A 20,051-nucleotide genomic window follows, 5' to 3' on the forward strand; every position below is an offset into this window, starting at 1 on the left:
CAAGTCGGGCATGTTAACCGAGTGGTGGGCATTTTCCAGTCATGGCGCGACGGTTCCCAACGGCGATTCGGTCATCTGCCACTGGCTCTGGCACCGGCGCTCCGTATAATGCGCAGGTCGCCACTTAAATTGGTTTTAACGGATTGGATATGACTGAACAGCAGCCTGTTGCAGTTCTGGGAGGCGGGAGTTTCGGCACCGCCGTGGCGAATCTGCTGGCAGAAAACGGTGTTCGGGTGCGCCAATGGATGCGCGACCCCGAGCAGGCCGAGGCCATGCGCAGCAACCGCGAGAACCCGCGCTACCTCAAGGGCATCAAGTTGCATGCCGGGGTCGAGCCGGTCAATGATCTGCTGGCGACCCTGCAGGCCTGCGAGCTGATCTTCGTCGCCTTGCCTTCCAGCGCCCTGCGCAGCGTGCTGGCGCCCCACGCCCAGTTGCTGGGCGGCAAGATGCTGGTCAGCCTGACCAAGGGCATCGAGGCGCAAAGCTTCAAGCTGATGAGCCAGATCCTCGAAGAAATCGCCCCCCAGGCGCGCATCGGCGTGCTGTCCGGGCCGAACCTGGCCCGCGAAGTGGCCGAGCACGCGCTGACCGCCACCGTAGTCGCCAGTGAAGACGAGGCCCTCTGCCAGCAGGTCCAGGCTGTGCTGCACGGACGCACCTTCCGTGTTTATGCCAGCGGCGACCGCTTTGGTGTCGAGCTGGGCGGGGCGTTGAAGAACGTCTACGCAATCATTGCCGGGATGGCCGTGGCCTTGGGTATGGGCGAGAACACCAAGAGCATGCTGATTACCCGCGCCCTGGCCGAGATGACCCGCTTCGCCGTCAGCCAGGGCGCCAACCCGATGACCTTCCTGGGCCTGGCCGGGGTCGGTGACCTGATCGTCACCTGCTCCTCGCCCAAGAGCCGCAATTACCAGGTCGGTCATGCCCTGGGCCAGGGCCTGAGCCTGGACGAGGCGGTCAGCCGCCTGGGCGAAGTCGCCGAAGGGGTGAACACCCTCAAGGTGCTCAAGGTCAAAGCCCAGGAGGTCCAGGTGTACATGCCCCTGGTCGCCGGCTTGCATGCGATCCTGTTCGAAGGCCGGACCCTGACCCAGGTGATCGAGCTGCTGATGCGCGGCGAGCCGAAAACCGATGTCGACTTTATCTCCACCAGCGGTTTCAACTAAGCAGGAGCAGGACATGAACGATTCTTCAAACCAGACCCAGCGCGAGTCGATCATCTTGCGCGTGCTGTGGATGCTGGTGTTCCTGGTGGTCTGGCAACTGGCCGAGCTGCTGCTCGGTGGCCTGGTGCTGGTGCAACTGATCTACCGGCTGATCTACGGCGCACCGAGTGCCAGCCTGATGAATTTCGGCGACAGCCTCAGCCAGTTCCTGGCCCAGATCGGCCGCTTCGGCAGCTTCCACAGTGACCAGAAGCCCTGGCCTTTCGCCGACTGGCCAACCCCGCGTGCGCCCGAAGGCGAGGCTGCCCACAGCGTGCCGGCTGCTCCGCACCCGGTGCGCGACGAAGAGCCAAAGCTGTGAAACTGTGGGTGCTGCGTCACGGCGAGGCCGAGCAGCGAGCCAACACCGATGCCGAGCGCCGGCTCACCGCCCATGGCCGCGAGCAGGTGCTGCGCAGCGCGGCGCAGTTGCTCGGGCAGCCGCTGCAGGTGATTCTCGCCAGCCCCTATGTGCGCGCCCAGCAGACTGCGGCGCTGGTCCACGAAGCCCTCGGCTTCGGCAAACCGGTGCAGACCGTGCCGTGGCTGACCCCCGACAGTGACCCGCACGCGGTAATCAGCGAGCTGGAAAACCTGGGCGTGAACGAAGTGTTGCTGGTCAGTCACCAGCCGCTGGTGGGCAACCTGGTCAGCCTGCTGGCGCATGGCAGCCGCCAACCTCCGGCGCCGATGAGCACCGCCAGCCTGGCCGAACTCGAGGGTGAGTGGCCGCTGGCGGGGCTGATGACCTTGCGTGGCCTGAATCATCCATAAATCCGCTGATCGACCTAGCATTTTTACCAGTTGTCGTGCCCGGTACACCTTGTTAGCGTGCGTTGAAGTTGCGGGGCAGGGTGTCCCAGGGAATTGGACTATGAGCAGTAGACATCTGGATCTGGTGTACTCGGCCGACGTGCAGCCGGCGCTCGACAAGGTGCAAAAGCACCAGGCGCTGGACTTTGCCGAGTACCGCATGTTGCAGGACAGCGCCGACGCCAAGCTCGACTACCTGCTGCGCAAGTTCGAAGGCCAGTACGAGCTGGAGCAACTGCGCCAGGCCAGCATTCGCATGTCACACCTGCTGCAGACCAGTTGCCTGGCCCTGCGCCGGCTTGAGCTCGATGTCGAAGACAAGCGTCGCGCCCGCGAAGCCCTCGAGCAGCAACTGGCCTATATGCAGGCCTGCCTGCGCCGCTCGATGGCCAGTTTCGGCGAGTATTGACCTGATTGCCGTCGCCGATGGCTTTTCCGGACATTGCCGCCACGGGCACGGTTGCCGACAATGAGCCATCACTTCCTTCTGGATTGGCGGCCATGTCGCAGCAGATCTTCTTCGCCCATGCCAATGGCTTTCCCTCGGCCACCTACGGCAAGCTCTTTGCGGCGCTGGCGCCGGACTATCAGGTCAGCCACCTGGCCCAGCATGCCCACGATCCGCGCTTTCCGGTCAACGACAACTGGCAGAACCTGGTCGACGAGCTGATCCATCACCTGGAGCAACAGCCGGGCCCGGTCTGGGGCGTCGGGCATTCTTTGGGGGGTGTGTTGCACCTGCATGCGGCGCTGCGCTGCCCGCAGTACTACCGCGGCGTGGTGATGCTCGATTCGCCGGTGTTGACCCGGGTCGACCAGTGGCTGATCCAGGCCGCCAAGCGCATGGGCTTCATCGATCGCATCACCCCGGCCGGGCGCACCCTGGGCCGCCGCGAAGCCTTTGCCGACCGTGACAGCGCACGGGCCTATTTCGCTGGCAAAACGCTGTTCCGCCATTTCGATCCCGAATGTCTGGACGCCTACCTTGAGCATGGCTTGCAGCCCGGCGCAGACGGCTTGCGCCTGCGCTTTGACCCGGCTACCGAGATCAGCATCTACCGCAGCCTGCCGCACACCAGCCCGAGCCCGGCCAAACAGCTGCAGCTGCCCCTGGCCATGGTCCGTGGCAGCCACAGCCGGGTGGTCAAGCGCCATCACGCCCTGGCCGTGCGTGGCATGCCCAGGGGCGAATACCACAGCCTGCCGGGCGGTCATATGTTTCCGCTGGAGCACCCGAGCGATACCGCCAGCCTGATCAAGGGCCTGTTCGAGCGCTGGCAGGACACCCCGACATGAGCACTGAAATGGAAGAAGTACGCCTGAACCTGGGCCATATCGAGCTGGCCGCGCACCTGTTCGGCCCGGCCGACGGCTTGCCGGTGATTGCCCTGCACGGCTGGCTGGACAACGCCAACAGCTTTGCCCGCCTGGCGCCCCGGCTCAAGGGCCTGCGCATCCTCGCCCTGGACCTGGCCGGCCATGGCCATTCCGAGCATCGCCCGGCCGGCGCCGGCTACGCCCTGGCCGACTACGCCCACGATGTACTGCGGGTGGCCGAGCAGATGGGCTGGGAGCGCTTTGCCCTGCTCGGGCACTCGCTGGGGGCGATCATTTCGGTGCTGCTGGCCGGCGCCTTGCCCGAACGCATCACCCGCCTGGCCTTGATCGACGGGGTCATCCCGCCCACCAGCGGCCCGCAGGATGCCGCCGAACGCATGGGCATGGCCCTGCAGGCGCAACTGCGCCTGGACAGCAAGCGCAAGGCCGTGCACTCGACCCTCGAGCAGGCCATCGAGGCACGCATGAAGGGCCTGGTGGCGGTCAGCCGCGAGGCGGCCGAGCTACTTGCCCAACGTGGGCTGATGCCGGTACCCGGTGGCTACACTTGGCGCAGCGACAGCCGCCTGACCCTGCCATCGCCCACGCGACTGAACCAGGCCCAGGCCATGAGCTTCGTGCAGCGCATCGCCTGCCCGGCGAAACTGGTGGTGGCCGCCGACGGCATGCTGGCGCGCCACAGCGAGTTGCTCGAGCAGCTACCCTTTGAGCGAGAACAACTGCCGGGCGGTCATCATCTGCACCTGAATGACGAGGCCGGCGCAACCCTTGTTGCAGACTGTTTCAATCGCTTCTTTGGCATTTCTTGACTTGTGACCGGCAACTGTCGAGGCTTGGCGGGTTGAACAGGGAGACAACCATGAACGAGCAAGACAACGCCACATCATTTGACCACCTTGACGCCCCGCGCTCGGTGACGAGCCTATGAGGCTCAAATTGCTTACCCGGGCGGCCATGGCCGGGCTCGGCGTTCTCGCCAGCCTGCCGTTGCTGGCCGACGGCCTGCCGGTTCCGCTGGACGCCAAGGTGGTCGATCAGCGCGCGGCGGTACCGCAGGAGCGCATCTATCCCTTGGGCGGCCTGCGCAAGATCAGCAATCAGCTGCGGGTCGAGGGCAAGATCGAAAGCCGCGGCCAGGTCAGCTCCACCACCTATGAGCTGCCCCGCGAGCGCAGTGCCAACGAAGCCTTCACCGCCGCCCGCGAAGCCCTGCAGAACGATGGCGGTTATCCGTTGTTCTGGTGCCAGGCGCGTGATTGTGGCGAGAACAGCCTGTGGGCCAACGAGGTGTTCAAGAACCGCACGTTGTCGGGTGCCGACGAGCAACAGGCGTTCATTCTGCTGCGCCGCTCCGCCGAGCAGAGCAACACCCTGGTCGCCCTGTACAGCATCACCCGTGGCAACAAGCGCGCCTATCTGCACGTCGAAGAGTTCGTCGCCGATGCGCCCCTGGGTGAGTTGCTGCCCACGCCAGCCACCTTGATGCGCGAACTGCTCGACACCGGCAAGCTCGACTACCCTGACTTGAACGGCGAGCCGCCTGCGGCCTGGGTCAACCTGATCGGGCGCAGCCTGAACAACAACACCACCTTGCGCGTGAGCCTGAGCGGGGCCAAGGCACAAGACTGGCGTGAGCAACTGGTAAAGGCCGGGGTGCGTCCAGCGCGACTGGAAGTGGGTAGCGCCGAGACTGATGGTTTCCACGTCGAACTGATTCGTTGATCGAGAAACATGATGCCCAATAATGACCGCCTGCTGGTGCAGATCATCCTGCTGGCGCTGCTTGGCGCCGGCCTCTGGGTGATGGCACCGTTCATTTCGGCGCTGCTCTGGGGGGCCATCCTGGCCTACGCCAGCTGGCCGCTGATGCGTCTGTTGACGCGCCTGCTTGGCGGTCGCGAAACCCTTGCCGCAGGGTTGTTGACCACCTTGTGGATACTGCTGGTGGCGTTGCCGCTGGTGTGGCTGGGCTTCAACCTGGCCGATCACATTCGCGATGCCACCGCCTTCGTGCGCGACGTGCAGGTCGATGGTCTGCCCGATGCGCCGGGCTGGCTGGGCAGCGTGCCTTTTGTCGGCGAGCGCCTGGTGGGCATGTGGAACACCATTGACCAGCAAGGCGCGGCGTTGCTGGTCACCATCAAGCCGTACCTGGGCCAGGTCGGCAACTGGCTGCTGGCGCGCAGCGCGCAGATCGGCAGCGGCATTCTCGAGCTGACCCTGAGCCTGGTCTTCGTGTTCTTCTTCTACCGTGACGGGCCGCGCCTGGCGGCGTTTGTCCTGCGCCTGCTGGACCGCCTGATCGGCGAGCGCGCCGAGTACTACCTCGACCTGGTGGCCGGTACCGTGCAACGGGTGGTCAACGGCGTGATCGGCACCGCTGCGGCGCAAGCGGTACTGGCGCTGATCGGCTTCCTGATTGCCGGGGTGCCAGGGGCGCTGGTGCTGGGGATCGTCACCTTCATGCTCAGCCTGATTCCCATGGGCCCACCGCTGGCCTGGGTGCCGGCCACTGCCTGGCTGGCCTGGCAGGGCGAGTACGGCATGGCGGTGTTCCTCGGCTTGTGGGGTACCTTCATCATCAGCGGCGTCGATAACGTGCTCAAGCCCTACCTGATCAGCCGTGGCGGCAACCTGCCGCTGGTGATCGTCTTGCTCGGGGTGTTTGGCGGCTTGCTGGCCTTCGGCTTTATCGGCCTGTTCATCGGCCCGACCTTGCTGGCGGTGGCCTACAGCCTGTTGCTCGATTGGTCGCGCAGCGGGCCGGTGGCGCCGCCGCGTACCTGAGTTGGTGGCCTAGAGCTGGGGGGCGGTGTTCTTCACCACCGCCAGCTCCGGGTGGGCGACCAGCTTGTCGATGTGCAGCTCGTCGTTGTTCATCCAGGTTTCGGTCAGCACCCGGTAGTGCTCCATGTCACGGCAGCGCATGCGCAAGCTGTAGTCGAAGTGGCCACTGATCAGCTGGCAGTCGAACACCTGCGGGCAGGCGCGCACGCAGGCCTCGAAGGCCTTTTGCGCGGCGCGCCCGCTCTGGTTGGAGAGGGCCACCAGCACCAGCAGCGACAGCCCCGGCGAAACCATCTGCACATCGATGATCGCGCCATAGCCGCGAATCACTCCGCGCCGTTCCAGCTTGCGCACCCGTTCCAGACATGGGCGAGGGGTGAGGTGCACCAGCGATGAGAGCTTTTCATAGGTGATGCGCCCGTTGTGGCGCAACACATCGATGATCGCTTCGTCGATCCGGTCCAGGGGCGGCGTGGTCTGTGGGCTGTTGACCTTGGTATCCATGCAGGTTCGGCTTCACTTCAAACGGTTGGAAAGAAATTGCTGCAGGCGTTCGCTCTGCGGCTGGTCAAGTATCTCGGCGCTTCCTTGTTCCTCGACCCGGCCCTGATGCAGAAACAGCACCTGGCTCGACACTTGGCGGGCAAAGCCCATCTCGTGGGTGACCATGAGCATGGTACGGCCTTCCTCGGCCAGCGTCTGTATGACTTTCAGCACTTCACCGACCAGCTCCGGGTCGAGGGCCGAGGTCGGTTCATCGAAGAGGATGATTTCCGGCTCCATGGCCAGTGCCCGGGCAATCGCCACCCGCTGTTGCTGGCCACCGGAAAGAAACGCCGGGTACTGGTCAGCGGCGCGGGCCGGCAGGCCGACCTTGTCCAGGTACTTGCGTGCGCGGGCTTCGGCTTCCTGGCTGCTGACCCCGAGCACCCGCCGCGGCGCCATGCAGATGTTCTCAAGCACCGTCATGTGGCTCCACAGGTTGAAGTGCTGGAACACCATGGCCAGGCGCGTGCGCAGGTTCTGCAACTGCGCCGGGTGCGGCGCCCGGCTGCCGGCGCGGCCCTGGCGCATTTCGATGGTCTGCTGATCGAGGGTGATGACCCCGGCATCGGGTTGCTCAAGGAAGTTGATGCAGCGCAGCATGGTGCTCTTGCCTGAGCCGCTGGCACCGATCAGGCTGATCACGTCGCCTTTGCGCGCCTGCAGCGAGACGCCCTTGAGCACTTCATGATCGCCGTAGCGTTTGTGCAGGTCGGCAACGCTCAGTTTTACCGTGGCGTCGGCGGCGACGCTGGCAATGCGCGGGCTTGGACGCGTGCCGTGGGTGTGCTCGCCGGTCGACAAGGCGTGTGCGGTAGTGGTCATGAGTTAGCCTCGGGCAGGAACAAGAAAACCCATCCAGCGCCGCTCGGCCAGGCGAAACAGCCCGACCAGCGCGAAGGACAGCAACATGTACAGCAGTGCCGCGGTTCCGAAGGCCTGGAAGGTCAGGAAGGTGGCGGCATTGGCATCGCGGGCGACTTTGAGGATGTCGGCGATGGTGGCGGTAAAAGCCAGCGAGGTAGCGTGCAGCATCAGGATCAGCTCGTTGCTGTAAGCCGGTAATGAGCGGCGCAGAGCCGCCGGCAGCACCACGAACAGGTTCAGCTTGCAGCCGTGCAGGCCGTAGGCCTGGGCCGCTTCGATCTCGCCATGGGGGATATTGCGAATCGCCCCGGCGAAAATCTCCACGGTGTAGGCGCAGGTATTGAGCACGAAAGCCAGCAGGGTGCAGTTCAGCGCATTGCGAAAGAACTGGTCGAGCAGGGCGTGATCGCGCACCACCTCCAGCCCGTACAGGCCGGTGTAGCAGATCAACAGCTGGATATACAGCGGCGTGCCGCGGAACACGAAGGTGTAGAACTCCACCGGCCAGCGCAACCACAGGCTGCGCGAGACCCGCGCCAGGGCCAGCGGCAGCGACAGGAAAAAGCCCAGGACCATGGTGATGACGAACAGCCACAGGGTCATGGCCAGCCCGGAAAGCCCGGCGCCGTCACTGTAGAGGTAGGCCTGGCCGTATTGCTCAAAGAGTTCGATCATCGTGCCAGCCCCTTGATACCGGTGTTGTAACGCCGCTCCAGGTGCTTGAACAGACGGTTGGAGAGGGTGGTGATCAGCAGGTACACAAGCCCGGCGATGATCAGGAAGTACAGGGTGTTGTTGGTGGTCTTGCCGGCGTTCTGTGCGGCCTTGACCAGGTCGGCCAGGCCGATGATCGACACCAGCGCAGTGGACTTGAGCAGCACCAGCCAGTTGTTGCCAAGGCCCGGCAGGGCGAAGCGCATCAGTTGCGGGAACAGCACCAGGCGAAAGCGTTGCGCGCGGCTCAGGCCGTAGGCCGTGGCGGCTTCCAGTTGCCCGGCCGGGACGCTGAGGATCGCCCCGCGAAAGTTCTCGGTGAAGTAAGCGCCGTAGATAAAGCCCAGGGTGATGACCCCGGCGGTGAACGGGTCGATCTCGAAGTAGTCCCAGCCGAGCAGCTCGGTCAGGTCGTTGAGCCACAATTGCAAAGTGTAGAAAATCAGCAGGATCAGCACCAGGTCCGGCACACTGCGAATCAGCGTGGTGTACAGGGTGGCCGGTACCCGCAGCAGTTTCAGCCGCGAGAGCTTGGCGCTGGCACCGAACAGGCCCAGTGCCAGGCTCAGGGCCAGCGACAACAGTGCCAGTTTCAGGGTCATCCAGGTCCCTTGCAGCAACAGCGGGCCGAAGCCCTGCAGGCTCAAGGCCTGCCAGCCATGGGAGTGAAGGAAGTCGTTCACGGGAAAAATCTCGGTAGGACGCAGGGCAAATGCGGGCGCGATCAGCTCAGGGCGAGCCGATCGCGACTACACGGCTTACTCGTTGTAGATATCCAGGTCGCCGACGTATTTTTTCTGGATTTCGGCGAAGGTACCGTCGGCGTGCACCGCGGCAATGCCTTTGTCGAGCAGGGCCTTGAGCTCGCTGTCGTTCTTGCGCAGGCCCATGGCGATATCCAGGGGCAGGGTCGGGTCCTTGATCGCCGGGCCGCTCTTGAAGTCGGCGCCTTCGGGTTTGGAAAGGAAGTTGAGCTGGGCTTCGAGCTTGTCGGTCAAGGTGGCGTCGAGACGGCCGTTGAGCAGGTCGGCGTAGTTCTGGTCCTGGGCCTGATAAGCCTTGACCTGGGCCCCCAGCGGCGCCAGTTTGGCGCGGGCGTAGGCTTCCTGCAGCGAGCCTTGCAGCACGCCGACCTGCTTGCCTTTGAGCGATTCCGGGGTATCGCCGAAGTCGGCGCTCTTGCGCACGATAACCGAGGTCGGGCTGAGGAACAGTTTGGCGCTGAAATCGATCTGTTTCTGCCGCGCCGAGGTCACCGCCATCGACGACATGATCGCGTCGAACTTGCGTGCCCGCAGGGCCGGGATCATGCCGTCGAATTCGTTATGCACCCAGGTGCATTTGACCTGCAGCTTGGCGCAGATGGCGTTGCCCAGTTCGATGTCGAAGCCTTGCAGGCTGCCATCGGCGGCAACCGATTCAAAAGGGGGGTATTCGGGGTAGACGCCGAAACGGATCTCGGTCCATTCCTTGGCCTGCACCGCACTTGCGCACAGTGGCAGGAGCAGCACGCTGAGGAGCTTTCGCAGCGAAGTCATATGAGTATCCCTGAGTTTTATAGTTGATGTAGGGCAGTGGTGCGCTTCTGGTCTTTTAGTGACTCTCTGGTCGGGCTCAGAATGCGCGATGACGACGTTTTTTTTGTGTCGTTTGCGCCGGCGTCGGCTGCCGGATTTTGCTGTTAACGCGTGAATGGCAGCCGAATCGGCTGGAGCACCTCCTGTTTGAGCTTCGTGTGCAGCGGTTTCCGATCTGCCGCACCGCGGCGCGGCAGAATCGGTCGGCCTCAGGCGCGTTTTTTCTGCAGGTCTGCAACCGGGGCGCGCAGCAGCGCGAACAGGTCTTTCGGGTCCTTGAGCTCCGGCACCAGGGCAATCTCGCTGCCGATGTCCAGGGCCTTGGCGACGTCCAGCACATAGCGCAGGGCCGAATAGTCCTCTAGAGCAAAGCCGACCGAATCGAACAGGGTCACTTGCTCGGCGTTTTCGCGCCCGGCGGCCTGGCCGTTGACCACTTGCCAGAATTCGGTGGTGGGCGAGTCGGCAGGCATTTGCTGGATTTCGCCTTCGATGCGGCTTTGCGGTTCGTACTCGACGATCACCCGGGCGCGCTCGACGATCTCGCGGTGCAGTTCGGTCTTGCCCGGGCAGTCGCCGCCGACGGCATTCAGGTGCATGCCAGGCTCGATCATGTCCGGGGTGAGGATGGTGGCGTAGGCCTTGTCGGCAGTCACCGTGGTGACAATATCGGCGCCGCGCACCGCGTCGGCGACAGAGCCGGCAACGCTGACCTTGATGGCCGGGAAGGCGGCGAGGTTGGCCACCAGCTTGGCGCTGGCCGCAGGGTCCAGGTCATACAGGCGGATGTCGTCGATGCCCAGCAGGGCATGGAAGGCCAGGGCCTGGAACTCGCTCTGTGAGCCGTTGCCGATCAGCGCCATGCTGCGGCTGTTTTTGCGCGCCAGGTAGCGCGCGGCCAGGGCCGAGGTGGCGGCGGTGCGGATGGCGGTGGTCAGGGTCATCTCGCTAAGCAGCACCGGCGCGCCGCTATCAACGTCGCCCAGGGCGCCGAAGGCCATCACTGTGAGCATGCCGCGCTGGGTGTTTTTCGGGTGGCCGTTGACGTACTTGAAGGCGTACAGGTTGGCATCGGACACCGGCATCAGCTCGATCACCCCGTCGGCCGAGTGGTTGGCCAGGCGCGCGCATTTTTCGAAGTCGTGCCAGCGCAGGTAGTCCTCACGGATGTACTCGGCCATCTCGCTGATGCAGGTGCTCAGGCCTTTGCGTGCCACCAGGCGGCTGAGGTCGGTAACGTCGATATAGCGGGTCATGGTGAACTCCTTTGTTGTAATCAGTGACGGACAGGCAGGTGCACTTCGGCGAGCATGCAGCGCGCGCTGCCGCCGCCGATGCGCTCGATATGGTCGATGTTCACCACCACCGGGTGGCTGTGCTGCTCGACCTGCCGGCGTTGTTCTGGGGTGAGCGAGCGCCAGGCGCTGCGCGACATCACCAGCAGTGGCTGGCCTTGCTTGTCGTGGACTTCGAGCATGTTGCCGGCAAAGCCTTCGAGCTGGTCGAAGTCCAGGGCCAGGATGTCCTTGCCGGTGTCGCGCAGCGAATGCTCCAGGGCGCGACGCTCATCGGCCTCGGGCAGCGCCTGCAGGCAGACCACCGAGAGCCCGCGGCCGACGCTCATCATCACGTTGCTGTGATAGATCGGTGCCTGGTGGCGGTCGACGGCGTGGAACAGGCACAGGCGATAATCGAGCTGTTCGGCGAACAGGCGCAGGGCCTGGGTGTGGGTGCGCCCGGAGTGGCAGGCGTAGCTGATCCGGTGTTCGCGATCGAGGACCATGCTGCCGGTCCCTTCCAGATACATACTCTGCTGTTCCAAGGGGCTCAGATCGATGGTCTGACGGACGGCGAAGCGCTCTTCAAGCACTTTGAGCACGCCCTTGCTGCGCTCCAGGCGGCGGTTCTGGCCCTCCATCGGGTAGAGCACCAGGCTGCCGTCGGCGTGGCTGCTCCACCAGTTGTTGGGGAAGATCGAATCAGGGGTGTGCGGCGCCGGGGTGTCCTGCACCACCAGCACTTCGACACCGTGCTGGCGCAGGGTATCGACGTAGCCATCGAACTCTTCCAGCGCTTTCTGCTGTGCCTGCTGCGGGTCGAGCAGGGCTTGCTGGAAACGGTTGTTGAGGGCGGTGTCCGGGTTGAAGGCGAACCGCGCCGGGCGGATCATCAAGACTGTATTTGTTGTTTGCATCGAGGCACGCATCCGGGGTTGGCTGTGTGCTTATTGTCGACGTGATCAACGATAAATCCCGGCTGAAGCGCATTGGGTGCTCAGCCGGTAAAGCTGAAATAGTGGGTTTGGCAGCGGATTCTGCTGCGACGGGTCAAGGCCGCTGTTGCTTCAAGGCGAGCAGTTGGCGCGCCAGGGTCAGGGCGGTACGGGCGCTGTGTTCGCCGGGCACGATATGGCTGAAGGGCAGGTCGATCAGGCGGTCGTCGCGCACCGCGCGCAGGTGCGAAAGCGCCGGGTGCTGGCGCAGGTAGGCGCGCTTGCCGGCGGCCGGTGACCACACCGCATCGGCAAGGATGATCACGTCAGGATCGGCGCGCAGCAGGCGCTCGGCATCGACCGTAACCCGGTTCAGCTCCACCTCGGCGTACAGGTTGCGCCCGCCTGCTGCGTCGATCAACTGGGTGATGAAACCGCGCTTGCCTTCGCTTTGCAGGCCGTTGACCTCGCTGTCGAGGTAGAACACCGACAGCGGCGGGCTGTGCCCGGCGATGGTTTTGGCGGCGGCCAGGTCCTGGCGCTGGCGGGTGATCAACTGGCTGGCCCGGGCCTCGCGCTGCAACAGGTGGCCAAGGCTGCGCAGGTCTTGTTCAATGGCGGCAAAGCCGTTTTCCGGCGCTGGCGCGCAGGCGTTTTCCAGCAGGTAGCTGGCGATGCCGTTGGCCTGCAGGGTGGTGCGCGGGGCGACCCCGTCGCGGTCACGAAAGGCGCTGGCAAAGCCGCCGACCAGCAGGTCGTAACCTTGGGCATAGACCACCTCGGTTGCCGGGTAGCGACGCGACAGCAGGGGGACGCCGCGATAGCGTCCGCTGGTCAACGCCTGGGCGTCATCATCTATATAGCTGACGGCGGCCAGCGCCGGGCCGGCGTCCAGGGCCAGCAATAGGTCGGCGGCGTGCTGGTTGAGGGCCAGGATGCGTTGCGGGCGCTCCTGTGGCAGTTGCCAGGTGTGTCCGCAGTTCTGATAGTCCAGGGCCATGGCGCTGCTGCTCAACAGGGCCAGCACGCTGGCGCCCAACCCCCTCATGAGCCCTGGCCGTTGAGCAGCAACTCGGGCACCGGTTGGCCGTCGATCAGGTGCACACGCACCAGGCGCTGAGCGTCTTCGGCGTTGGCTACCCGGTACCAGCAGCGGTCCGGATATACCGTCAGCACCGGGCCGAGGTTGCACGGGAACTGGCAATGGCTGCGGGTCAGCAGCACGCCGTCAGTGGTTTCGATGCGGTTGGCCACCAGCAGCTCGCGGCGCAGGACTTTCCACAGTGGCAGGGCACCGCGTTGTACGCAGCGCGGGCCGGTGCAGAGCATCACATGGCGGGTATGCTCGGGGATCTGCGACCACTCCGGCTTGCTCTGGATTTGCTCTTCGGCGAGGCGGCCGCGGCGACGCTTGGGGGTTGTTGCTGTCATGGACTTCTCGAAAAATATTCGCGAAGCGCACAGGAGGGCCCCGGCCAACACGCGCCAGGCAGCCGGCTCGTGCCCGCCCTCCGCAGGTTTGCCTAAGTGACTGCATGCAGTCGTGGGGCTTCAGGCCGGTCTCCGGGCTTGCGAGGCGTAAAGTCATTCGCCTTCCCGTGCCTGTGGGCACAGTGGCGTGTTGAATGCTTCACTCGCTTACCGTTGCGGGGGCAGCGCCGGACTGGTCGATAACGACGCACCGGCTTCCCGTTTCACCTGACGCACGGCGGCGGCAGGCACCTGAAACTGGCAGGCATCTGACCATCAGCCCAGGCGTTCGTCAACTGCGCCGGTATGGCCCTGGGTGTGCAGGCGCTTGTACAGGGTGGTGCGGCTGATGCCGAGGGCCCGGGCCAGGGCCGAGATATTGCCATTGAGGGCACGCAGGCGCTGGCCGAGATCGTCAGTGTTTGCCGGCGTGGCCAGCACTGGCGCGGCGGGCTTGGCCTCAGGCAGGTCGGCAAAGAAACTGTCGGGCAGGTGCTCCACGGCAATCGGCCGTTCGCCGGCCAACGCCAGGGCCACCTGCAGCACGCTGGCCAGTTGTCGCAGGTTGCCCGGCCAGGGGTGCTGAAGCAGCAGTTCCAGCACTTTGCCGGGCAATTGCGTCGGTGCCCCCGGTTCGCGGTACTGCTGGTGGAGCTGTTCGATCAGGGCCAGGCGGTCGCTGCGTTCGCGCAGCGGTGGCAGCATCAGGCTCAGGCCGGCGATGCGGTAGTACAGGTCCTGGCGAAAATGACCCAGGCGCACCTGTTCGGCGAGGTTGTGGTTGGTCGCCGAGACCACGCGGATATCCACCGGCGTCGGTTCGCCGCTGCCCAGTGGCTGGATGCTGCGGGTTTGCAGAAAGCGCAGCAGGCGTGCCTGGGTGGGCAGCGGCATGTCGCCGATTTCGTCGAGAAACAAAATGCCATGGTCGGCTTTACGGATCAGGCCGATGTTGCCCTTGTGGTGGGCGCCGGTGAACGCGCCTTTCTCGTAGCCGAACAGCTCCGACTCGACCAGATCGGCCGGAATCGCCGCGCAGTTCACCGCAATCAATGGCTGCGTGGCGCGGCTACTGGCGCGGTGCAGGGCAGTGACAAAGACCTCCTTGCCGGCGCCGGTTTCGCCCTCGATCAACAGCGGGATGTCTTTTTCCAGCAGCAACCCGGCCTGGCGCAGGGCCTTGTCGATACGCGGATCGCAGCTTGGTTGCGGGCGGTTGAGCGCTGCTGTGGGTGATGCTGTGGGGGCATGCAGCAGGCAATGGAAGCGGTTGCGCCCGGCCACCTGCAGCGCAAATGGCTGGTCAGCCCGGTGGGCCAACAGTTGCGCCAGCGGCGTGCGGAACAACTGCTCCAGGTTCAATTGCAGTGGGTTCTGCCCAAGCAGACTGTCAGCCCGACGGTTGGCCGCCAGCACCCGGCCCTGGTCATCGAACACCAGCAGCCCGGCCCATTGACTGTCGAGGTTGTTGGCCCCGGTGTTGAAGCTCAGCTGTTGGTAGTGCCCGGCAAAACGCGCCAGGATCAGGCGGTTCTCCAGGCTCTGGCTCATCATCCGTACCAGGCCCTGAGTTTGCGCCGTCGGCAGGTAGCTGTCGCTGGACACATCGAGCACGCCGATCAGCTGGCGCTCGGCATCGAACAGCGGCGCGGCGGCGCTGGCCATGAAGCGGTTGAGCTTGAGGAAGTGTTCGTCCTGGCTGACATGCACCGCCTCGCCGATGGCCAGGGCGGTGCCGATGGCGTTGGTGCCCACCCCTTGCTCGCGCCAGCAGGCACCGGCGACAAAGCCGTGGCGCTGGCGCGGGTCGATAAAGCGCCGGGTGCCCCAGGCATCGAGCAACTGGCCGTGATCGTCGCTGAGCATGATCAGGTAGCTGGAGTTACCCAGCAGGTGCGCGTACTGCGGCAGCACCTCGTCGCGAGTGGTGCCCAGCAGCGAGTGCTGGCGTTCGAGCAGCTCGCTGACCTGCACAGCAGATGCGTCGCCGAACTGCGGTTGCGACTGGTGGTCCAGGCCGTAGGCGCGGCAGCGCTGCCAGGACGCCTGGATCAGTTGCGCATGGGCGCTGGTGGATGCGGCCATGGGCCCGTCCTCTGCCGGCGGCAGTGTTGTTGTTTTTGTGTGATCCAGTGTTGTTCAGTCCTGTTCATTGTCAATGCCGCGGCTGTTCAACCGTGCAGTGAAGGTTGTTCATTTGTGTTCAGGAGTGAACCTGGGCAAAGCCACAATCTGCTGAAAGTCCTTTGCCGACAACGGCTTGGCCAGCGCTGGCATGAATCTCGCTCTATAGCAGGCGCCTGTCCGCTAACAACAAGAAGGCCGCGCCATGTCGCTCACCCTTGAGCATGTCAGCCGTACCGTGGATAACCAGCTGTGCATCGACGATGCCTGCCTGCGCTTCGAACCCGGCTCGTTCAATGTGCTGCTCGGCCGCACCCTGGCCGGCAAGACCAGCCTTATGCGCCTGATGGCCGGGCTTGATCGGCCGGACCGCGGCCGGGTGCTGATGAATGGCGAGGATGTCACCGGCCGGCCGGTGCGCCAGCGCAACGTGTCGATGGTCTATCAGCAGTTCATCAATTATCCGACCTTGAGTGTGTTCGAGAACATCGCCTCGCCCTTGCGCCAGGCGCGCATGGGCGAAGCGCTGATCCGCGAGAAGGTCCAGCAGACCGCGCAGATGCTGCGTATCGAACCGTATCTGCAGCGCTTGCCGCTGGAGCTTTCCGGTGGCCAGCAGCAACGCACGGCCATGGCCCGGGCACTGGTCAAGGATGCCGAACTGATCCTCTTCGACGAGCCGCTGGTGAACCTTGACTACAAGCTGCGCGAAGAGCTGCGCCAGGAGATGCGCGAGCTGTTCGCCGCGCGCCACTGCATTGCCGTGTACGCCACCACCGAACCCAACGAGGCCCTGGCCCTGGGCGGCACCACCACCATCCTCCATGAAGGGCGCATCGTCCAGAGCGGGCCCACTGCTCAGGTTTACCACCAGCCGCGCACGGTGCTGGCCGCCGAGCTGTTTTCCGAACCGCCGATCAACCTGATGCCCGGGCGTATCAACGGCAACGAAGTGAGTTTTGCCGGTGCTGTGCATTTCGCCATGAACGCCGACCTGCGCCGCATCGGCGATGGCGACTACCGCTTTGGCGTGCGTCCGAGCCATATCAGCCTGGTGCCGTCCAACGACGATGACCTGGAGCTGGCGGTGCTGGTGGAGCTGGCCGAAATCAGCGGCTCGGAAACCTTCCTGCATGTGCGCAACGAGCACTTTCGCCTGGTCCTGCACTTGCCAGGGGTGCACGAGTACCACGTCGATGCGCCGATCCGGGTGTTCATCCCCACCCACAAGCTGTTTGTCTTCGACCCCGCCGGGCAACTGGTGCAGGCCCCGGGCTTGCGTGAAACGAGGGTCGCCTGATGGCCGAAATTCGTCTGCAGCAGCTGGCCCATAGTTACAGCCGTGCCCCCCAGGGCGCGGACGACTATGCCTTGCGTGAGCTTGAACATGTCTGGGAGCAGGGCGGCGCCTACGCCTTGCTCGGCCCGTCGGGGTGCGGCAAGTCGACCTTGCTCAATATCATTTCCGGGTTGCTCAGCCCGTCCCACGGCCAGGTACTGTTCGATGGCAAGGTGGTCAACGAACTGTCGCCACAGGCGCGCAACATCGCCCAGGTGTTTCAGTTTCCGGTGGTCTACGACACCATGACGGTGTTCGACAATCTGGCCTTCCCGCTGCGCAACCAGGGCCTGGATGAAGCGCGCATTGCCAGCAAGGTGGCCGAGATCGCCGAGGTGCTCGATCTCGGCAACCTGCTGAAGAAAAAAGCCCGCAACCTTAGCGCCGATGAAAAGCAGAAGGTCTCCATGGGCCGTGGGCTGGTGCGCGACGACGTCTCGGCGATCCTCTTTGACGAGCCGCTGACGGTGATCGACCCGCACCTTAAGTGGAAGCTGCGGCGCAAGCTCAAGCAGATCCACGAGCAGTTCAATATCACCATGATCTACGTCACCCACGATCAGCTCGAAGCCTCGACCTTCGCCGACAAGATCGCGGTGATGTATGGCGGCCAGATCGTCCAGTTCGGCACCCCGCGCGAGTTGTTCGAGCGTCCGCGCCATACCTTCGTCGGCTATTTCATCGGCAGCCCGGGGATGAACCTGATCCCGGTGCAGGTGCAGCCTGGTGGTGTCGGTTTTGCCGGCATTCACCTGGCGTTGCCGCTGGAGTTGCAGGCGCGCCTGGCTGCGACCAGTGCCGTGCGCCTGCAAGTGGGCATCCGCCCGGAATTCGTCCAGGTCTGGGACACCCCGTTCGACGAAGGCTTCAGCGCCCGGGTGGTGGATGTCGAAGACCTGGGTACCTACAAGATTCTCAGCCTCGACCTGCAAGGCGTGCCGCTCAAAGTGCGCCTGGGCGAGGACCGCACGCTGCCCGAGGGCCAGGCCTGGATCAGTTTTCCGGCGCAGTGGCTGATGCTCTATGCCGATGACGTACTGCTGGAGGCCCGGCCATGAACAAAGTGCCCAACAACAAGGCCTGGTGGCTGGTGCTGCCGGTGTTCCTGCTGGTGGCGTTCAGCGCTGTGGTGCCGATGATGACCGTGGTCAACTACTCGGTGCAGGACATTTTCGACCAGTCCAGTCGCTACTTCGTCGGCGCCGACTGGTACCGCCAGGTGCTGCAGGATCCGCGCCTGCACGACTCGCTGTTGCGCCAGTTCATCTATTCGGCCTGCGTGCTGCTGATCGAAATCCCCCTGGGCATCGCCATCGCCCTGACCATGCCGACCAAGGGCCGTTGGTCGTCGCTGTGTCTGATCGTCATGGCCATTCCGCTGCTGATCCCGTGGAACGTGGTCGGCACCATCTGGCAGATTTTCGGCCGCGCCGACATCGGCCTGCTGGGCGCTTCGCTCAACCAGTTGGGCATCAGCTACAACTACGCCGCCAACACTATGGACGCCTGGGTCACGGTGCTGGTGATGGATGTCTGGCACTGGACTTCGCTGGTGGCGCTGCTGTGTTACTCCGGCTTGCGCGCTATCCCCGATGTCTATTACCAGGCGGCGCGCATCGACCGCGCTTCGGCCTGGGCAGTGTTCCGGCATATTCAGTTGCCGAAGATGAAGAACGTGCTGTTGATCGCGGTGATGCTGCGCTTCATGGACAGCTTCATGATCTACACCGAGCCGTTCGTGCTCACCGGTGGCGGGCCTGGCAATGCCACCACTTTCCTCAGCCAGACCCTGACGCAGATGGCCGTGGGGCAGTTCGACCTGGGGCCGGCGGCGGCGTTCTCGCTGGTGTACTTCCTGATCATCCTGCTGGTGTCGTGGCTGTTCTATACCGCCATGACCCACGCCGACAAACAGTAGGGGCCGCCCATGAACCTGCGCAAGACGCTGGCGCTGCTGCTGTACATTCTGTTCCTGCTGGTGCCGATCTACTGGCTGCTGAACATGTCGTTCAAGAGCAACACCGAGATCCTCGGCGGCCTGACCCTGTGGCCGCAGAACTTCACCTTCGACAACTACCGGGTGATCTTCACCGACCCCAGTTGGTACAGCGGCTACATCAACTCGCTGTACTACGTGTGCCTGAACACAGTGATCTCGCTGAGCGTGGCCTTGCCGGCCGCCTATGCCTTTTCGCGCTACCGGTTTCTGGGCGACAAGCACCTGTTCTTCTGGCTGCTGACCAACCGCATGGCACCGCCGGCGGTGTTCCTGCTGCCATTCTTCCAGCTGTATTCCTCCATTGGCCTGTTCGATACGCACATTGCCGTGGCCCTGGCCCACTGCCTGTTCAACGTGCCGTTGGCGGTGTGGATCCTTGAGGGCTTCATGTCCGGGGTGCCCAAGGAGATCGACGAAACCGCCTACATCGATGGCTATAGCTTCCCGCGGTTCTTCGTGAAGATCTTCGTCCCGCTGATTGGCTCCGGCATCGGCGTCACGGCGTTTTTCTGCTTCATGTTTTCCTGGGTCGAATTGCTGCTGGCGCGCACCCTGACCTCGGTGAATGCCAAGCCGATTGCCGCGGTCATGACCCGCACGGTGTCGGCCTCGGGGATCGACTGGGGCGTGCTGGCCGCCGCCGGGGTATTGACCATTCTGCCGGGCATGCTGGTGATCTGGTTTGTCCGCAACCATGTGGCCAAGGGCTTTGCCCTGGGCCGGGTCTGAGGAGCGCGCTATGGACTGGATGGCCTGGACCCTGCCGACGGCGATCTTCTTCGCCGCGATCGGCCTGTTGCTGCTGGGCATGACGGTGTACGAGCTGCGCCGGCCATGCGTCGAGCGTCGCGGCTTTCTGCCGATTGCCACCACCCGTGGCGACCGGCTGTTCATTGCTTTGCTGGGCAGCGCTTACCTGCATTTGCTGGTAATCGGACTCAGCGACTGGAACCTGTGGGTGGCCTCGCTGCTGTCCCTGGCCTGGCTGTTGGTGGTGATGCGCTGGGGGTAGCCGAGGGCAATCGGCGCGCCTGGGTGAAAATACTCAATCGGG

At 64.2% G+C, this 20,051-nt stretch carries 23 protein-coding genes and 1 riboswitch; of the genes, 13 read left to right on the forward strand and 10 right to left on the reverse strand.

The window, feature by feature from the left end:
• The first annotated feature begins 149 nt into the window (after nucleotides 1-149).
• The 8 genes from ACIOVF_RS23330 to ACIOVF_RS23365 all read left to right on the forward strand — a co-directional run bounded on the left by ACIOVF_RS23330 (nucleotide 150) and on the right by ACIOVF_RS23365 (nucleotide 6,152).
• Nucleotides 150-1,175, forward strand: coding sequence for an NAD(P)H-dependent glycerol-3-phosphate dehydrogenase (locus ACIOVF_RS23330; protein ID WP_045202177.1), 1,026 nt, complete (start codon nucleotides 150-152; stop codon nucleotides 1,173-1,175).
• 13 nt (nucleotides 1,176-1,188) lie between these two features.
• On the forward strand, nucleotides 1,189-1,536 hold the full coding sequence (locus ACIOVF_RS23335; RefSeq protein WP_213601989.1) for a DUF4389 domain-containing protein: 348 nt from the start codon (nucleotides 1,189-1,191) through the stop codon (nucleotides 1,534-1,536).
• Nucleotides 1,533-1,988, forward strand: coding sequence for a phosphohistidine phosphatase SixA (sixA, locus tag ACIOVF_RS23340; RefSeq protein ID WP_045202173.1), 456 nt, complete (start codon nucleotides 1,533-1,535; stop codon nucleotides 1,986-1,988). The genes ACIOVF_RS23335 and sixA overlap by 4 nt, the downstream gene beginning before the upstream one ends.
• 100 nt (nucleotides 1,989-2,088) lie before the next feature.
• The gene (locus ACIOVF_RS23345; RefSeq protein ID WP_045202171.1) at nucleotides 2,089-2,436 is read left to right on the forward strand and encodes a hypothetical protein; all 348 of its coding nucleotides are present in this window, start codon (nucleotides 2,089-2,091) and stop codon (nucleotides 2,434-2,436) included.
• Between the two features lie 92 nt (nucleotides 2,437-2,528).
• Entirely contained in the window at nucleotides 2,529-3,323 is a 795-nt protein-coding gene (locus tag ACIOVF_RS23350) for an alpha/beta fold hydrolase (protein WP_093385316.1), read from the forward strand.
• Nucleotides 3,320-4,174 carry an alpha/beta hydrolase gene (locus ACIOVF_RS23355; RefSeq protein WP_093385311.1) on the forward strand — a complete coding sequence of 285 codons (855 nt, stop codon included), beginning with the start codon at nucleotides 3,320-3,322 and terminating at the stop codon, nucleotides 4,172-4,174. The genes ACIOVF_RS23350 and ACIOVF_RS23355 overlap by 4 nt, the downstream gene beginning before the upstream one ends.
• Before the next feature lie 145 nt (nucleotides 4,175-4,319).
• Entirely contained in the window at nucleotides 4,320-5,087 is a 768-nt protein-coding gene (locus tag ACIOVF_RS23360) for a DUF4892 domain-containing protein (protein WP_249744445.1), read from the forward strand.
• A gap of 12 nt (nucleotides 5,088-5,099) precedes the next feature.
• Complete coding sequence (locus tag ACIOVF_RS23365) at nucleotides 5,100-6,152, forward strand: AI-2E family transporter (protein ID WP_123568392.1); 1,053 nt, start codon at nucleotides 5,100-5,102, stop codon at nucleotides 6,150-6,152.
• Nucleotides 6,153-6,161: 9 nt separating this feature from the next.
• Here the strand turns inward: ACIOVF_RS23365 and ACIOVF_RS23370 are convergent, their stop codons facing one another.
• From ACIOVF_RS23370 to ACIOVF_RS23415, 10 genes are all read right to left on the reverse strand, one after another.
• Nucleotides 6,162-6,656: an Lrp/AsnC family transcriptional regulator gene (locus ACIOVF_RS23370; RefSeq protein WP_010224632.1), complete on the reverse strand. Its 495-nt coding sequence runs from the start codon at nucleotides 6,654-6,656 to the stop codon at nucleotides 6,162-6,164.
• Between the two features lie 12 nt (nucleotides 6,657-6,668).
• On the reverse strand, nucleotides 6,669-7,520 hold the full coding sequence (locus tag ACIOVF_RS23375) for an ABC transporter ATP-binding protein (RefSeq protein WP_275560879.1): 852 nt from the start codon (nucleotides 7,518-7,520) through the stop codon (nucleotides 6,669-6,671).
• A 3-nt stretch (nucleotides 7,521-7,523) separates the two neighbouring features.
• Entirely contained in the window at nucleotides 7,524-8,237 is a 714-nt protein-coding gene (locus ACIOVF_RS23380; protein ID WP_045202163.1) for an ABC transporter permease, read from the reverse strand.
• On the reverse strand, nucleotides 8,234-8,959 hold the full coding sequence (locus tag ACIOVF_RS23385) for an ABC transporter permease (protein WP_038996184.1): 726 nt from the start codon (nucleotides 8,957-8,959) through the stop codon (nucleotides 8,234-8,236). The genes ACIOVF_RS23380 and ACIOVF_RS23385 overlap by 4 nt, the downstream gene beginning before the upstream one ends.
• 75 nt (nucleotides 8,960-9,034) lie before the next feature.
• The gene (locus ACIOVF_RS23390; RefSeq protein WP_401292770.1) at nucleotides 9,035-9,814 is read right to left on the reverse strand and encodes an ABC transporter substrate-binding protein; all 780 of its coding nucleotides are present in this window, start codon (nucleotides 9,812-9,814) and stop codon (nucleotides 9,035-9,037) included.
• Nucleotides 9,815-10,062: 248 nt separating this feature from the next.
• Nucleotides 10,063-11,109 (reverse strand): ornithine cyclodeaminase, encoded by a 1,047-nt coding sequence (locus ACIOVF_RS23395; RefSeq protein ID WP_258716659.1) that lies wholly within the window; start codon nucleotides 11,107-11,109, stop codon nucleotides 10,063-10,065.
• Nucleotides 11,110-11,129: 20 nt separating this feature from the next.
• On the reverse strand, nucleotides 11,130-12,047 hold the full coding sequence (ctlX, locus tag ACIOVF_RS23400) for a citrulline utilization hydrolase CtlX (protein ID WP_093387627.1): 918 nt from the start codon (nucleotides 12,045-12,047) through the stop codon (nucleotides 11,130-11,132).
• A 133-nt stretch (nucleotides 12,048-12,180) separates the two neighbouring features.
• The gene (locus tag ACIOVF_RS23405; protein ID WP_045202157.1) at nucleotides 12,181-13,113 is read right to left on the reverse strand and encodes an ABC transporter substrate-binding protein; all 933 of its coding nucleotides are present in this window, start codon (nucleotides 13,111-13,113) and stop codon (nucleotides 12,181-12,183) included.
• Complete coding sequence (locus ACIOVF_RS23410) at nucleotides 13,110-13,496, reverse strand: ferredoxin (RefSeq protein ID WP_045202155.1); 387 nt, start codon at nucleotides 13,494-13,496, stop codon at nucleotides 13,110-13,112. Before ACIOVF_RS23410 ends, ACIOVF_RS23405 begins: the two co-directional genes overlap by 4 nt.
• A gap of 105 nt (nucleotides 13,497-13,601) precedes the next feature.
• Nucleotides 13,602-13,806: riboswitch (cobalamin riboswitch) on the reverse strand.
• 5 nt (nucleotides 13,807-13,811) lie between these two features.
• Nucleotides 13,812-15,620, reverse strand: a complete 1,809-nt coding sequence (locus tag ACIOVF_RS23415; RefSeq protein WP_401292775.1) for a sigma-54-dependent Fis family transcriptional regulator — start codon at nucleotides 15,618-15,620, stop codon at nucleotides 13,812-13,814.
• Between the two features lie 244 nt (nucleotides 15,621-15,864).
• Here ACIOVF_RS23415 and ACIOVF_RS23420 point away from each other — a divergent pair, with 244 nt between their 5' ends.
• Genes ACIOVF_RS23420 through ACIOVF_RS23440 form a run of 5 tightly spaced genes read left to right on the forward strand, consistent with a single transcriptional unit; the run spans nucleotide 15,865 to nucleotide 20,009 of the window.
• Nucleotides 15,865-16,959, forward strand: a complete 1,095-nt coding sequence (locus ACIOVF_RS23420; RefSeq protein WP_213601983.1) for an ABC transporter ATP-binding protein — start codon at nucleotides 15,865-15,867, stop codon at nucleotides 16,957-16,959.
• Nucleotides 16,959-18,056, forward strand: a complete 1,098-nt coding sequence (locus tag ACIOVF_RS23425; protein WP_093385287.1) for an ABC transporter ATP-binding protein — start codon at nucleotides 16,959-16,961, stop codon at nucleotides 18,054-18,056. Before ACIOVF_RS23420 ends, ACIOVF_RS23425 begins: the two co-directional genes overlap by 1 nt.
• A complete protein-coding gene (locus tag ACIOVF_RS23430) occupies nucleotides 18,053-18,916 on the forward strand; it encodes a carbohydrate ABC transporter permease (RefSeq protein ID WP_045202147.1) in 864 nt (287 codons plus the stop codon). The genes ACIOVF_RS23425 and ACIOVF_RS23430 overlap by 4 nt, the downstream gene beginning before the upstream one ends.
• A 9-nt stretch (nucleotides 18,917-18,925) precedes the next feature.
• Nucleotides 18,926-19,726: a carbohydrate ABC transporter permease gene (locus ACIOVF_RS23435; RefSeq protein ID WP_045202146.1), complete on the forward strand. Its 801-nt coding sequence runs from the start codon at nucleotides 18,926-18,928 to the stop codon at nucleotides 19,724-19,726.
• A gap of 10 nt (nucleotides 19,727-19,736) precedes the next feature.
• On the forward strand, nucleotides 19,737-20,009 hold the full coding sequence (locus ACIOVF_RS23440; RefSeq protein ID WP_045202145.1) for a DUF2160 domain-containing protein: 273 nt from the start codon (nucleotides 19,737-19,739) through the stop codon (nucleotides 20,007-20,009).
• Nucleotides 20,010-20,051: the final 42 nt, after the last annotated feature.

Origin of the sequence: Pseudomonas sp. NPDC087612, from assembly GCF_044743505.1 — a bacterium.
Classification (GTDB): Bacteria; Pseudomonadota; Gammaproteobacteria; order Pseudomonadales; family Pseudomonadaceae; genus Aquipseudomonas.